The sequence below is a fragment of the Oxalobacteraceae bacterium OTU3CAMAD1 genome (assembly GCA_024123915.1).
In the GTDB taxonomy this organism is placed as follows: Bacteria; Pseudomonadota; Gammaproteobacteria; order Burkholderiales; family Burkholderiaceae_D; genus Rugamonas.
In genome coordinates this window covers 2,121,118-2,134,648 of record CP099650.1, presented here as the reverse complement: position 1 = coordinate 2,134,648, position 13,531 = coordinate 2,121,118, and the positions used below count along the sequence as shown (strand labels likewise).

General features: G+C 65.9%; 16 protein-coding genes. 10 read left to right on the top strand and 6 right to left on the bottom strand.

Translation table 11 applies throughout. The annotated features are described in order from the left end of the window. Entirely contained in the window at positions 1 to 273 is a 273-nt protein-coding gene (locus tag NHH88_09125) for an oxidative damage protection protein (protein USX15922.1), read from the top strand. Positions 274 to 372: 99 nt separating this feature from the next. Here NHH88_09125 and rpiA read toward each other — a convergent pair whose 3' ends face one another. After that, the gene (gene rpiA / locus NHH88_09120; GenBank protein USX15921.1) at positions 373 to 1,050 is read right to left on the bottom strand and encodes a ribose-5-phosphate isomerase RpiA; all 678 of its coding nucleotides are present in this window, start codon (positions 1,048 to 1,050) and stop codon (positions 373 to 375) included. A gap of 250 nt (positions 1,051 to 1,300) precedes the next feature. Between rpiA and NHH88_09115 the strand changes: the two genes are divergently transcribed. The 3 genes from NHH88_09115 to NHH88_09105 are packed head-to-tail and all read left to right on the top strand — an operon-like array spanning position 1,301 to position 3,282. Then, positions 1,301 to 1,678, top strand: coding sequence for a response regulator (locus NHH88_09115; protein USX15920.1), 378 nt, complete (start codon positions 1,301 to 1,303; stop codon positions 1,676 to 1,678). Beyond that, entirely contained in the window at positions 1,675 to 2,301 is a 627-nt protein-coding gene (locus NHH88_09110; GenBank protein USX15919.1) for a chemotaxis protein CheC, read from the top strand. Before NHH88_09115 ends, NHH88_09110 begins: the two co-directional genes overlap by 4 nt. 12 nt (positions 2,302 to 2,313) lie before the next feature. Beyond that, positions 2,314 to 3,282: a GGDEF domain-containing protein gene (locus NHH88_09105; protein ID USX17303.1), complete on the top strand. Its 969-nt coding sequence runs from the start codon at positions 2,314 to 2,316 to the stop codon at positions 3,280 to 3,282. Positions 3,283 to 3,407: 125 nt separating this feature from the next. Here NHH88_09105 and NHH88_09100 read toward each other — a convergent pair whose 3' ends face one another. Continuing rightward, positions 3,408 to 4,259, bottom strand: a complete 852-nt coding sequence (locus tag NHH88_09100; GenBank protein ID USX15918.1) for an AraC family transcriptional regulator — start codon at positions 4,257 to 4,259, stop codon at positions 3,408 to 3,410. A gap of 112 nt (positions 4,260 to 4,371) precedes the next feature. Here NHH88_09100 and NHH88_09095 point away from each other — a divergent pair, with 112 nt between their 5' ends. Next, positions 4,372 to 5,784, top strand: a complete 1,413-nt coding sequence (locus tag NHH88_09095; protein USX17302.1) for a cytochrome P450 — start codon at positions 4,372 to 4,374, stop codon at positions 5,782 to 5,784. Here NHH88_09095 and NHH88_09090 read toward each other — a convergent pair. Beyond that, positions 5,781 to 5,999: a hypothetical protein gene (locus NHH88_09090; protein USX15917.1), complete on the bottom strand. Its 219-nt coding sequence runs from the start codon at positions 5,997 to 5,999 to the stop codon at positions 5,781 to 5,783. The two genes, NHH88_09095 and NHH88_09090, sit on opposite strands and share 4 nt — an antisense overlap. Positions 6,000 to 6,071: 72 nt before the next feature. Between NHH88_09090 and NHH88_09085 the strand changes: the two genes are divergently transcribed. Further along, positions 6,072 to 6,584 (top strand): hypothetical protein, encoded by a 513-nt coding sequence (locus NHH88_09085; GenBank protein USX15916.1) that lies wholly within the window; start codon positions 6,072 to 6,074, stop codon positions 6,582 to 6,584. Between the two features lies 1 nt (position 6,585). On the opposite strand, the gene NHH88_09080 is transcribed toward NHH88_09085, so the two are convergent. Beyond that, complete coding sequence (locus NHH88_09080; GenBank protein ID USX15915.1) at positions 6,586 to 7,365, bottom strand: NAD(P)H-dependent oxidoreductase; 780 nt, start codon at positions 7,363 to 7,365, stop codon at positions 6,586 to 6,588. A 97-nt stretch (positions 7,366 to 7,462) separates the two neighbouring features. Here NHH88_09080 and NHH88_09075 point away from each other — a divergent pair, with 97 nt between their 5' ends. The 3 genes from NHH88_09075 to NHH88_09065 all read left to right on the top strand — a co-directional run bounded on the left by NHH88_09075 (position 7,463) and on the right by NHH88_09065 (position 9,043). After that, positions 7,463 to 8,356, top strand: coding sequence for a LysR family transcriptional regulator (locus NHH88_09075; protein USX15914.1), 894 nt, complete (start codon positions 7,463 to 7,465; stop codon positions 8,354 to 8,356). A gap of 290 nt (positions 8,357 to 8,646) precedes the next feature. After that, complete coding sequence (locus tag NHH88_09070; GenBank protein ID USX15913.1) at positions 8,647 to 8,766, top strand: BrnT family toxin; 120 nt, start codon at positions 8,647 to 8,649, stop codon at positions 8,764 to 8,766. Beyond that, positions 8,759 to 9,043: a BrnA antitoxin family protein gene (locus NHH88_09065; protein USX15912.1), complete on the top strand. Its 285-nt coding sequence runs from the start codon at positions 8,759 to 8,761 to the stop codon at positions 9,041 to 9,043. Before NHH88_09070 ends, NHH88_09065 begins: the two co-directional genes overlap by 8 nt. Before the next feature lie 29 nt (positions 9,044 to 9,072). Here NHH88_09065 and eda read toward each other — a convergent pair whose 3' ends face one another. Beyond that, the gene (gene eda, locus NHH88_09060) at positions 9,073 to 9,696 is read right to left on the bottom strand and encodes a bifunctional 4-hydroxy-2-oxoglutarate aldolase/2-dehydro-3-deoxy-phosphogluconate aldolase (protein USX15911.1); all 624 of its coding nucleotides are present in this window, start codon (positions 9,694 to 9,696) and stop codon (positions 9,073 to 9,075) included. 3 nt (positions 9,697 to 9,699) lie between these two features. Further along, the gene (edd, locus tag NHH88_09055) at positions 9,700 to 11,622 is read right to left on the bottom strand and encodes a phosphogluconate dehydratase (protein USX15910.1); all 1,923 of its coding nucleotides are present in this window, start codon (positions 11,620 to 11,622) and stop codon (positions 9,700 to 9,702) included. Positions 11,623 to 11,870: 248 nt separating this feature from the next. Here edd and pgi point away from each other — a divergent pair, with 248 nt between their 5' ends. Beyond that, entirely contained in the window at positions 11,871 to 13,520 is a 1,650-nt protein-coding gene (gene pgi / locus NHH88_09050) for a glucose-6-phosphate isomerase (GenBank protein ID USX15909.1), read from the top strand. Positions 13,521 to 13,531: the final 11 nt, after the last annotated feature.

Here is a 13,531-nt window from a genome sequence, read left to right as displayed (position 1 = left end):
ATGGCCCGCACCGTGCAATGCGTCAAACTCAACAAGGAAGCCGAAGGACTGGACTTCCCGCCGTATCCGGGCGAACTGGGTAAGAAGATCTACGAATCGGTCTCCAAGGAAGCCTGGGCGGCCTGGCTCAAGCACCAGACCATGCTGGTCAACGAGAACCGCCTGAACCTGGCCGACCAGCGCGCGCGCAAGTACCTGGCGCAGCAGATGGAAAAGCATTTCTTCGGCGACGGCGCCGACGCGGCCATGGGCTACGTGCCGCCGACCGAGTAAATCTTAAAAACCCCGAACCAGCGTTGTGGCCAGCGGCCGCCGCGGGTTCGGGGTCGTACCCAGTTGGGTACGACCCCGGTTTGGCCGGGGGTCTGCCTCTTAAAACTTCAACGTCTTCACACCCTCGGCCGTGCCCAGCAGGCACACATTGGCGCCGCGCGCGGCGAACAATCCCACCGCGATCACGCCGACGATCTGGTTGATCTGCGCTTCCAGCGCCACCGGATCGGTGATGGCCAACCCGGCCACGTCGATCAGCATGCCGCCGTTGTCGGTGATGAAGGCCTCGTCAGTGCCCGGCTTCAGGCGCAGCTTCGGCTCGCCGCCCAGCTTGGCCAGCTCGCGCGTGACCGACGCGCGCGCCATCGGCAGCACCTCGACCGGCAACGGGAACTTGCCCATCACGTCGACCAGCTTGGAGCCGTCGGCGATGCAGACAAAGCTTTTCGCCACCGAAGCGACGATTTTTTCGCGCGTGAGCGCCGCGCCGCCGCCCTTGATCATCGCGCCGGTGTGGGTGATCTCGTCGGCGCCGTCGATGTAGACGGCGATCTCCGGCACGTCGTTGAGGTCGAACACCTCGATGCCGTGGCCGCGCAGGCGCGCGGCGGTGGCTTCGGACGACGCCACGGCGCCCTTGATGTCGGCCTTGATCTTGGCGAGCTCGTCAATGAAAAAATTGGCGGTCGAGCCCGTGCCCACGCCGATGATCTCGTGCTTGACCACGTAATCGATGGCGGCGCGCGCCACGGCTTGCTTCAATTCGTCTTGAGTCATGATGCTATTTCTATAATAAAAGGGAAAGCGGTGTGGCCGCGATGCGACCACCAATGCCGCCATTTTAACGGATCGTCCCTGCCCGCCGCCGATTTCCGCTAAAAATTGCGCACGGACAACATCGACCCGGACCCGGTGTCGCAGACTTGCACAAGGGGGGCGCGGACGGTACGAACCTCGCCAGCGGCGCCGCCGATTGTGCGAGAATGAAACCAGCAGATCCCATCCAAACGCTCGTCCGGGGAGTTCCATGCCGCAAGCTAAAACAGTCTTGATCGTCGACGACAGCCGCGTCTCGCGCCTGATGGCGCGCCAGTACATCAACGGCCTGCACCCCGACTGGATCGTCGAGGAGGCCGGCACCGGCGAGGAATCGCTGGTCAAATCGCGCGACGTGCACCCGGACCTGGTGCTGATGGACGTGAACATGCCCGGCATGGGCGGCATCGCCGCCGCCGAGCAGTTGCGGCGCGAAAACCCCGACCTGCCGATCTCGCTGCTGACGGCCAACGTGCAGACGGCCACGCGCGAGGCGGCCGAGGCGATCGGCGTGGGCTTCGTCGAAAAACCCATCACCGAGGCGCGCATCGCCCGCCTGCTCTCGCCGCTCGAAGAGGCCAGTCCATGATCGTGCTGTCCGAGCTGGAGAACGACGCCCTGATCGAAATCTTCAACATCGGCGTCGGTCAGGCGGCCGCCTCGATGAGCGCCATCGTCAACGAGGCGGTGCGCATGTCGGTGCCGTCGATCACCTTCATCCACCGCGCCGACGCCGCGCGCCTGCTGCGCAACCGGGTGTTCGAGCCCGAGCGCATCTGCGGCGTGAGCCAGCACTACGAGGGCGCCTTCGAGACCGAAGCGATCCTGATGTTCCCCGAGGACAAAAGCCTGGAGATCGTGCGCCTGATGGTCGGCGAGAGCGTGCCGCTGGCCGAGCTGACCGACATGGAGCAGGAGGCCATGTGCGAGATCGGCAACATCATCCTCAACTCCTGCGTCGGCACCCTGGCCAATATCTTCCAGCGCGAGCTGCGCGGCTCGCTGCCGGCCTACCACGTGGGCACCAGCGACGAGATCCTGACCGCCTCGGGCAGCGAGCCGGACGCCGTGGTGCTGATGCTGCACATCGACTTCGTGCTCGAGAAGCACCAGATCCAGGGCTATGTCGCCTTCGTGCTCGACCTGTCGGCCATGCACGACCTCAAGGCGCAGATCAACCAGTACATCGCGCGCGCGATGGGGCAGGCCTGAGCCGTGCGGGCGATGGACGCCAGCCTGCCGGCGGAGCATCGGCTCAAGGTGCTGCGCAGCGTGCTCGGCGCCGTCAACCTGGGCGTGGTGGTGGTCGACGCCGACGGCCGCGTGGTGCTGTGGAACGCCTGGATGAGCCGCCACTCGGGGCTGGCGCAGGAGGGCATCGTCGGCGCCGAGCTGCTGGCCGCCTGCCCGGAACTGCGCGGCGGCCGGGTCGACTCGGCGATCCGCCAGGCGCTGCGCGACAACTTCCCGTCGCTGCTGTCGCAAAGCCTGAACAAGGCGCCGTTCGCGCTGCACGCCAACGCGGCGGCGGCCGCGCGCGGCGAGCGGTTGCAGCAGGCGGTGGAGGTCACGCCGATCGAGGTCGAGGGCGCGCCGCGCCACTGCCTGGTGCAGATCAGCGACGTCAGCGTGGCCGTCGCGCGCGAAAAGCTGCTGCGCGAGCAGGCCATGGTGCTGCGCTCGCAAACCTTCGCCGACGGCCTGACGGGCATCGCCAACCGGCGCCACTTCGACGTGGCCATGGAAAAGGAGCACCGGCGCGCCAAGCGGGGCGGCGCGGCGCTGTCGCTGCTGATGATCGACATCGACCATTTCAAGGCCTACAACGACCACTACGGCCACCAGAAGGGCGACCAGTGCCTGATCCAGGTGGCCGCCGCGCTGGCCGGCGAGCTCAAGCGCCCGTGCGACCTGATGGCGCGCTACGGCGGCGAGGAGTTCGCCGTCATCCTGCCGGAGCTCGACATCGAGCAGGCCGGCCAGATCGCCGAGACGATACGGGCCAACGCGCTGGCGCTGGCCATCCCGCACGAGCGCAACGGCGCGGTGCCGTACGTGACGGTAAGCATCGGCGTAACCTCGCAGCGGCCGGAAGCCCCGGTCGACGTCGAAGCGCTGATCGGCGCGGCCGACCGCGCGCTGTACGACGCCAAGAACGCCGGCCGCAACCGCAGCGCCGCCCGCCTGCCGTAAGACGCTCCAAGCCACGCGAATCGCCTGCGCCGCACTCACACCTGGACTCAAACCCCGAGACACCACAGCGACACGTAGGGCGGATTAGGCGGCACGCCGTAATCGGCCAAGCGCCGCCAACACCGTCACATCCAAATCCGATAAATCCAATACCGCTCATCCCCCGAGCCCAGCACCCGCGCCAACTCCAGCGGCGTATGCCCGGTAATCTCGCGCGCCTCGCGACAAAAATGCGCCTGGTCCGAATACCCGCCGCGCGCGGCCACATCCGACCACACCACCCTGCCGGCCAGATAATCGTCGCGCGCCTCGAAGAACGACTGCTCCGCGCGCCGCAGCCGCAGCAATTTGCGCAAAGGCTGCCCGGCACGCGCCTTGATGCGCCGCTCGACGCTGCGCAGGCCGCGCCCGAGCGCCGAATCGGCGGCCTGCCAGGCCAGGTGCCGCACCCAGTCGCGCGCCATGTCGCCCATGCCGCTCGGCCGCGTGGCGCGCCACAACGGCGCCAGGAACGCCTCCAATATGGCCATCCGCGCCTCGTCGTCGGCGGCGTCCAGCACCGCCCCGGACATCGCCGCCCATCGCGGGCCAAGCGCCTGCTCCACCGGCGCGACGCGGTCGACCCACCCGGCGATGTCGATCCCGCCCAGCGCGTGCATGGCCTGCGGGTAGAACAACACCATGAACAGCCGCACCGGGCCGGGGTTATAGGTCAGCATGGGCCGCGTTTGCGGTCCGCAGAAGGCTGCCCGCACGTGCCCCTTCGGCAAGTCCGCCGGCCGCACCACCTCCGCCCCGCCCTCGATGTAAAAACTGATGGAGCACAGCGGCGTTGCAGGAAAATGATTGAAGCGGTCGCCCTCGGCCAGCGGCGCCTCCACGGTGCTGCGCGTGACAAAGGCGCGCACGCAGGAAGCCAGGGCCAGGGGCGGCACGATCAGGCGCGTGGGGTCGGTGGTGGCGGCGATGGCGGGCATCGCTAAAGTTTATACCAAGCGTGGCAAACGCGCCGCGTTGTCGCAAACGTTCAATACACCTCGCCGGCGGCGCGGCATAGTGGGACAATGCCGAACCATGGAGACACCGATGATGGAACACACCTTACCACTTGCAGCGCGTGAAATCGCCGACCTGCCCGGCCCGGCCGCATGGCCGCTGGTGGGCAACCTGCCGCAGATCAGGCCTCTGCGCATCCACCAGGACGTCGAAGCCTGGAGCCGCCAATACGGCCCGCTGTTCAAGATCCGCTTCGGCCGCACCGACATCGTGGTGCTGGCCAGCCACGAGCTGGTCGGCGCCGCGCTGCGCGACCGGCCCGACGGCTTCCGCCGGCCCGCGATCACCAGCGACGTGGGCGAGGAAATGGGCGGGCGCCCGGGCGTGTTCGTGGCCGAGGGCGCAACCTGGCGCGAGCAGCGCCGCATGGTGATGGCGGCGCTGTCGCCGCACGCGGTCAAGGCCTACTTCCCGGCGCTGGTGGCGGTGGCGCTGCGGCTGCGCGAGCACTGGCGGCGCGCGGCGGCCGGCGGCCAGACGATCGACCTGACCGACGACCTCAAACGCTTCAGCGTGGACGTCATCGCCGGGCTGGCGTTCGGCACCGACGTCAACACCATCGACGGCGGCGAAGACGTCATCCAGCGCCACCTGGACATCATCCTGCCGGCGGTGGCGCGCCGCACCATCGCGCTGGTGCCTTACTGGCGCTACGTGCGCCTGCCGCAGGACCGGCAACTCGACACGAGCGTGGCCGCGCTCAACGACTCGATCGACGCGCTGATCGCCTCGGCGCGCGCGCGGCTGGTCGCCGAACCGGCGCGGCGCGAGCGTCCGGCCCACTTGCTCGACGCGATGATCTGCGCGGCCGACGAGGGCGGCGGCATCGACGACCGCGCCATCGCCGGCAACGTCATGACGATGCTGCTGGCGGGCGAGGACACCACCAGCCACACCCTGGCGTGGATGCTGTATCTGCTGCAGAAAAATCCGGCGGCGCTGCGCAAGGCGCGCGACGAGGTGGCGCGCGTGGCGCCCGATCCGGCGGCGTTGACGATCGCGCAGATGGACGGCCTGGATTACCTGGACGCCTGCGCGCAGGAGGCGATGCGCCTCAAGCCGGTGGCGCCGTTCATTCCGCTCGAAGCCTTGCGCGAGACCGTCATCGGCGGCGTGCGCATCCCCAAGGGAGGATTGGTCTGGTGCGTGATGCGCAACGACAGCGTCGACGAGGCGCACGTGCCGCGCGCCGACGCCTTCGATCCGGAGCGCTGGCTGCGCAGCGGCGACGAGGCGATCGACAAGCACCTGTCGATGCCGTTCGGCGCCGGCGTGCGCACCTGCCCCGGGCGCTACCTGGCGCTGCTGGAGATCAAGCTCGCCAGCGCCATGCTGCTGAACAGCTTCGCTATCGCGTCGATCGACACGGTCGACGGCAAGGAGCCGGAGGAATTGATGGGGTTTACGATGTCGCCGATTGGATTACGCATGCGTCTTCGGCCTTAGACAATCTGCGTGACCACGCTATTGCGCGGCGTCGCATCCTCGTGAAACAGATCGAACAGGTATTCGCACAACTCCTCGTCGGCGACGTCGTCGGGAACGATGAAGTCCGCCGGGCGACGCTTGCCCTCCGCGCCCAGCTCGAACGTCCGCCGTTCCCCCGCCTCGCCGCGTATCGCGATCAGCCGCCCGAATACATTGAACCGAAACTCCTTCATTGCGCCCTCCCCTTTGATCAAGGAAGTATATACTCGAGCGTCGCCCAGTATGATTCAAAGGATAGTATGAAGATGTTGTCTCGCGTTGACGCGAACCTTGCAGAACAAATAAACCAGCAATTTCCCGGCCTGAAAGACATCTGGCAGCTCGGCGCCGATGGCGGCATGCAGCGCGTGGCGATCTCAGTGTTCGACCACTGGCTCGACGACGAATCGGAATGGCACCTGATGGCCTGTTTCGAAGGCGAGGAGCGTGAACGCCGGAATCAGAAGATGCTGGCCCACTGGGCGGCGCTGTACGACCTGACGCCGGTGTACACGCTGCGCTACCGGGGCCGCTGGCCCGCCAAGGCCAACACCGTCATCAAGCGCTACACCAACCGCGACGGCTTCCTGATCCAGTCGCGCTACGACAAACACCATCCTCCATCCCAGTTCCTGATCATGCCGGAACTTGGCTGCATCTGTGCCGCCGGTTGGGACGACACCAACATCCTGTACTTCCACGACAAGGCGCAGGCAGCGCCGGTGCTGGAACTGGCCAGCAAGGCAGGCCTGTTTGTCCTTGAGGGCGACGCTGCCTGATTTAGGCTTTCCGGTGCGCGGCGAATCCGGTGCGGCCGGGCGCCACGTCGTCGCGCAAGGTTAGCTGCGGAATGTCATAGTCGCCGCCGTTCTGCGGACGGAAGGCGATCGGTGTGGTCGTCGCCAGCGTGTCGAGACGCCGTCCCAGATCCTCGCGGATGGTGTCGAAGCGCGCCTCGTCCACCCTGCTGGTGCGGTACACAACGAACGGCGGCAGCACGTCGAAGCCCGGGTAGTACAAAATGCCATGCTGGATCGGGAACAGGATGTCGTCGATCGGGCCGTTGATGCCGCGCGGGCTGTAGTGGGGTTCCCAACCGCCGGTGGTCACAACCAGCATCGCGCGCTTGCCCGCCAAACTCCCCTCGCCATAGCGGTCGCCCCAGCGGCGGTCCGAGTGCTCCCCCACGCCGTAGGCGAAACCATGGGCATAGACCCTTTCGACCCAGCCCTTCAAAATCGCCGGCATCGAGAACCACCACATCGGAAACTGCAGGATCACGGTATCGGCCCACATCAGCTTTTGCTGTTCGAGGGCGATGTCCGCGCTCTGCCGGCCGGCGTCGAAGGCGCGCTTGGAATCGAGCGCGGCGTCGAAGCGCCCGGTCGCCGGGCCATCGAGGCTGTCGTCCGCGTCCAGCGCGGGTTTCCAGTTCATCGCATACAGGTCGGACACCTGCACGGCATGGCCGGCCGCTTCGAGACGTTCGACGGTGAAGTTTTTGATTGAGCCGTTCAGGGACTGTGGCTCGGGATGGGCGTAGACGATAAGGACGTTCATGATGGTGCCTCCTGATGGAAAGCACACAGCGTGGGCCCGCCTCAGGTATATTGGAAATGAATTCCCGACATAGCAGGTATCAACAGGAATAATTTCGATGGATAATTTGCGGCGGCTCGACCTCAATCTGCTGGTGACGCTCGACGTCCTGCTCTCGGAGCACAACGTCACGCGCGCGGCGCGGCGGCTCAATTTTTCGCAGCCGTCGATCAGCGTGCATCTGGCCAAGCTGCGCGACATCTTCGGCGACCCGCTGCTGCTGCCCGGACCACGCGGTATGAAGCCGACCGCCAGGGCCGAGGAGCTGCGCGAACCCTTGCGGCAGGCGTTGGAGGCGCTCGGGCGCGCGGTGTCGCCGGCGCAGCCATTCGAACCGTCAAATGCGGACCAGACCTGGCGCGTCGCCGCCACCGACTACGGCGAATCGACGATCCTGCTGCCAGCGCTTTCCGGCCTGAGGGCGCTGGCGCCCGGCACCCGGCTGGCCGTGCTGGAGATGAATCCGGCACGCATCGCGCGGCAAGCGGAGCAAGGCGAAATCGACCTCGCCTTCCACACCACCGAAGGCTCGCCGCCGGTTATGCGGCGGCGCACGCTGTTCGTCGAGCGCTATGTGCTGGCGGGCCGCGCCGACCACCCGCGCCTGAAGCGCAAGCCGACCCTGAAGCAATATTGCGCGCTGGAGCACGTGTTGGTGTCGTCCGACGGCGGCGGCTTTCACGGCGTCACCGACGCGGCGCTGGCGCAAGTCGGCCTGTCGCGCCGGGTGGCGCTGTCGGTGCCGCATTTCCTGTTTATGGTGTCGGTTTTGCACAGCACGGACATGGTGGCGATGCTGCCGGAGCGTCTGGTGCGCGACAACCACGGACTCAAAGTGGTCGAGCCGCCGGTCCACGTCCCCGGCTACGAGATGGCGATGCTCTGGCACGAGCGCTCGCACCGCGACCCCGCCCACCAATGGCTGCGCGAGCATATCCAAAAATCGGTCTAGGCGCACCAGCCCCGGCGGTTGACCCCGGCGGTTTATCACCGAGCAAGCACTAGAATCGCTCACAAATTTGCTTATTGGGCGAGTTTGATCAACGCACGCGAGCCATCTTGACTGTATATGCATACTATATGCATAATCACACTCACGAAATCGAGTTCGATCCTGTCAAGGCAAGGTCAAACCTCATCAAGCATAAAGTCAGCTTCTCTCAGGCGGAGGACGCGCTGAACGACCCGATGTGCATCACAATCGAAATTTTCGATGAGAATGGGTAACAGAGATTCTGCACAGTGGGCGCTGACGGCATCGGCAGAATTCTAGTAGTCATTCACACTCAGCGCGGGAACCGGACAAGAGTAATCTCCGCGCGCAAGGCCAGCAAAGGCGAAGCGGAGCAATACCATGGATAAGGAATACGATTTCAGCAAAGGCAAGCGCGGGCCGATCATCGACCCGACCGGAAAGACGCGCATCACCATTATGCTGGACGACGATGTCATTGCCTATTTCCGCGATGAGGCCGAGGCACAGGGAACCGGCTATCAAACCATGATTAACGCCACACTCCGCGACGCCATAAAGAACATCGACAAGCGCAACAAGGACAATCAGCCACTGACCTTAGCCGGACTACGCAAGGTGCTGCGCGAAGAACTCGATCAGCGACTGCTTGGCGCCGCGCCATAAAAAAACGACGCCGAGGCGTCGTTCCGGTTTTAGCGCAAACCGCTGGCCGCCTTGGCCAGGTCGGTGATGCGGCCCCAGTCGCCGGCGGCGATGGCGTCCTTCGGCGTCAACCACGAGCCGCCCACGCAGGCGACGTTCTTCAGCGCCAGGAACTGCGACGCCGTCTCCTGCGAAATGCCGCCGGTCGGGCAGAACGTCACATCCGGCAGCGGGCCATTGATCGCGTTGAGCATGCCGATGCCGCCGGCCGGCACCGCCGGGAAGAGCTTCAGTTGACGGAAGCCCTGCTCGCGCGCGGCCATCACTTCCGACGGCGTCATCACGCCAGGCAGCAGCGGCAGGCCGCTGCTCTTGGCGGCGGCGATCAGCGCCGCCGTCAGGCCCGGCGAGACGCCGAACACCGCGCCGGCGTCGCGCGCGGCGGCGAATTCTTCCGGCTGCGTCAACGTGCCGACGCCGACGATGGCGCCTTCCACTTCCGACATGGCGCGGATCGCGCCCAGGCCGTGCTTGGTGCGGAGGGTCACTTCGAGCACGCGGATGCCGCCGGCTACCAGCGCGCGCGCCAGCGGGACGGCGTGTTCAGGTTCGTCAATCGCGATCACCGGGATCACGGCCGAGGTACGCATAATTTCGAGCAGGGTCATCGTCATGGCTTAGGCTTCTTTCTTCATCGAGAAATCTTCATCGGAACCCGGCACGGTATTGCCGACCGGGTCTTTGTCATGCAGGCCGACGATCGTCGGAATCGGCGACGGCAGCGGGAACGTGGTCGCGCCCTTCTCCGCCTCGCACACACTGTTGCGGAACATGGCGAACAGCTCGCGGCCCATGCCCACGCCGTTCGGCGTCAGGTCGGCCGTGGCCTGTTCGCGCGCGGCCCAGACGCCCGGCTCCACCAGCGCTTCCAGCGCGCCGTTCTTGGCGCAGACGCGGATGATGTCGCCGTCGCGCACGCGGCCCAGCGGACCGCCGGCCAGGATCTCCGGCGACACGTGGATCGCCGCCGGCACCTTGCCGGAAGCGCCCGACATGCGGCCGTCGGTCACCAGCGCCACGTGGCGGCCGGCGTCCTGCAGGTTGGCCAGCGCCGGCGTCAGCGCGTGCAGTTCCGGCATGCCGTTGGCGCGCGGGCCCTGGAAGCGCAGCACGGCGACGAAGTCGCGATCGAGCTGGCCGGCCTTGTAGGCGTCCATGAAATCTTCCTGCGAGTTGAACACCAGCGCCGGCGCTTCCACCGTCTGGTGCTCCGGCTTCACGGCCGACACCTTCATCACCGCGCGGCCCAGGTTACCCTTGACCAGCACCGTGCCGCCGTCCGGCGAGAACGGCGCGGTGATCTTGCGCAGTACCGCTTCGTCGCCCGATTCGGCCGGCGCGTCGCGCCAGACCACGCCCTGGCCGGCTTCGCCCAGGAACGGCTCGGTGCAGTGCGCGCGCAAGCCCTTGCCCAGGATGGTGGTGACGTCGTCGTGCAGCAGGCCGCCGTTGAGCAGTTCGCGGATCACGAAGCCGGTGCCGCCGGCGGCGTGGAAGTGGTTCACGTCGGCGTTGCCGTTCGGGTAGATGCGCGTCAGCAGCGGCACCACTTTCGACAGCTCGTCGAAGTCGTCCCAGTCGATGACGATGCCGGCCGCCTTGGCGATGGCCACCAGGTGCAGCGTGTGGTTGGTCGAGCCGCCGGTGGTCAGCAGCGCGACGATGGCGTTGACGATGGACTTCTCGTCGACCACATGGCCGACCGGCAGGTACTCGCTCGACTGCGCCGTGATGACGGCCGCGCGGCGGGCGGCGGCCTTGGTCAACTCGTCGCGCAGCGGCGTGTTCGGGGTGATGAAGGCGGCGCCCGGCAGGTGCAGGCCCATGACCTCCATCAGCATCTGGTTGCTGTTGGCGGTGCCGTAGAAGGTACAGGTGCCGGCGCCGTGGTAGGACTGCGATTCGCCCTCGAGCAGCTCGGCGCGGCCGACCTTGCCCTGTGCGTACAGCTGGCGAATTTTCGCTTTCTCGGAATTCGACAGGCCGGTCGTCATCGGGCCGGCCGGCACGAACACGGCTGGCAGGTGGCCGAAGTGCAGCGCGCCGATCAGCAGGCCCGGCACGATCTTGTCGCACACGCCCAGGTAGACGGCCGAGTCGAACATATTATGGGACAGCGCGATGGCGGTCGCCATGGCGATGGCGTCGCGCGAGAACAGCGACAGCTCCATGCCCGGCTGGCCCTGCGTGACGCCGTCGCACATGGCGGGCGTGCCGCCGGCGTACTGCGCCACGGCGCCCACTTCGCGCACGGCGTCCTTGATCAGCGCCGGGAAGCCCTCGAACGGCTGGTGCGCCGACAGCATGTCGTTGTAGGCCGAGACGATCGCCACCGAGGGCTTTTTCAATTCCTTCAACGACAGCTTGTCGTTGGCGGGGAAGGCGGCAAAACCGTGCGCCAGGTTCGTGCACGCCAGGGCGCCGCGCTGCACGCCCTTTACACGAGCCGCCTCCAGGTGCGCCAGGTACGCGCCGCGCGAAGGTTTGCTACGCTCGATGATGCGAGCGGTGACAGTTTCCAAGACCGGATGCAACGCCATGATTGTTCCTTATGAATGAATTCCCTGAAATTTTACTACAAAATCTCAAAACCGACCGTTTTTTTCTATCTTTAGCTGGCAAACGCTGGCGACCGCCGGCACCGGAAAAGCATCCTGGCATGCAGGAAAAACCACCTCCAGGGCGATAAAAATTCTATTCTTTCAATAGTGTCGTAGTGAATTTACCGGGTTTTCCTGTATTATTCACGCATCCCCTCCTACCCATCAGACGAAGACGCCCGACCATTATGCGCCAGCCCGCCCTGACCACCCTCGCCAGCTTCAAAGCCCTCGAATCCCACGCCGCCGACGCCAAACACTGGCAATTGCGCCAACTGTTCGCGCACGACGCCAAGCGATTCCCGACCCTGACGGTCGATGCGGCCGGCCTGTTCCTCGATTATTCCAAGAACCGCCTGACCGGCACCACCGTCGACCTGCTGCTCGACCTGGCCCGCGAGCGCGGCGTCGAAGCCAAGCGCGACGCCATGTTCAATGGCGAGAAGATCAATATTACAGAACATCGCGCCGTGCTGCATACCGCGCTGAGATTGCCGCGCGGCAAAAATTTCACCGTTGACGGCCAGGATGTCAGCGGCGACGTCCACGCCGTGCTCGACCATGTCAAGGAATTCACCGACCAGGTCCGCTCTGGCGCCTGGCTCGGCCACACGGGCAAACCGATCACCGACGTCGTCAACGTCGGCATCGGCGGCTCGGACCTGGGCCCGAAAATGGCCGTGCTGGCGCTGCGCTCGTACGCCCACCCGCGCCTGAAGATGCACTTCGTCTCCAACGTCGACGGCCATGACATGGACGCCGCGCTGGCCCAGGTCGATCCCGAAACCACGCTGTTCATCATCGCCTCCAAGACCTTCGTCACGGCCGAGACCATGCTCAACGCCGGCACCGCGCGCACCTGGTTCCTCAAAACGGCCAAGGAAGAAGATCTGGCGCGCCACTTCGTCGCCGTCTCCACCAACACCGAGGCGGTCAAGGCCTTCGGCATCGACCCGGCCAACATGTTCCCGTTCTGGGATTGGGTCGGCGGCCGCTATTCCGTCTGGTCGGCGATCGGCCTGGCCGTTGCGCTGGCGGTCGGCTACGGCTACTTCAGCGACTTCCTGGCCGGCGCCCACGCCATGGACGAGCACTTCCGCACCGCCCCGTTGGAACAGAACATGCCGGTGCTGCTGGCCATGGTCGGCTTTTGGAACCGCCAGTTCCTCGGCGCCGGCTCGTTGTCGATCGCGCCCTACCACCAGGATTTGAACCGCTTCCCGGCCTACCTGCAGCAGCTCGACATGGAAAGCAACGGCAAGCGCGTCACCCGCGACGGCGCCGAAGTCGACACGCCAACCTGCCCTGTCGTCTGGGGCGAATGCGGCACCAACGCGCAGCACGCCTACTTCCAGCTGCTGCACCAGGGCACCGACGTCACGCCGATCGACTTCATCGCCACCTTGCGCGCCACGCACGACCTGCCGGGCCACCACGACTCGCTGCTGGCCAACTGCTTCGCCCAGTCGGAAGCGTTCATGACCGGCAAGACCGCCGACGAAGTGCGCGCCGACCTGACCGCGCAAAAGCTGGGCGCCGAGGAAATCGAGGCGCTGGTGCCGCACAAGACCTTCCCCGGCAACCGCCCGTCCAACACCATCCTGATGGATCAGTTGACGCCAACGACGCTGGGCGCGCTGATCGCGCTGTACGAGCACAAGACCTTCGTGCAAGGCGTGCTGTGGGACGTCAACAGCTTCGACCAGTGGGGTGTGGAGCTGGGCAAGGTGCTGGCCAAGAACATCCACGCCGAATTGACGGGCGACGTCCAGCCGGAGCGCCACGACAGCTCGACCAATGGCCTGATCGTCATGGCCAAAGCGGCCCAGCACATTTAATCCGAGGATGA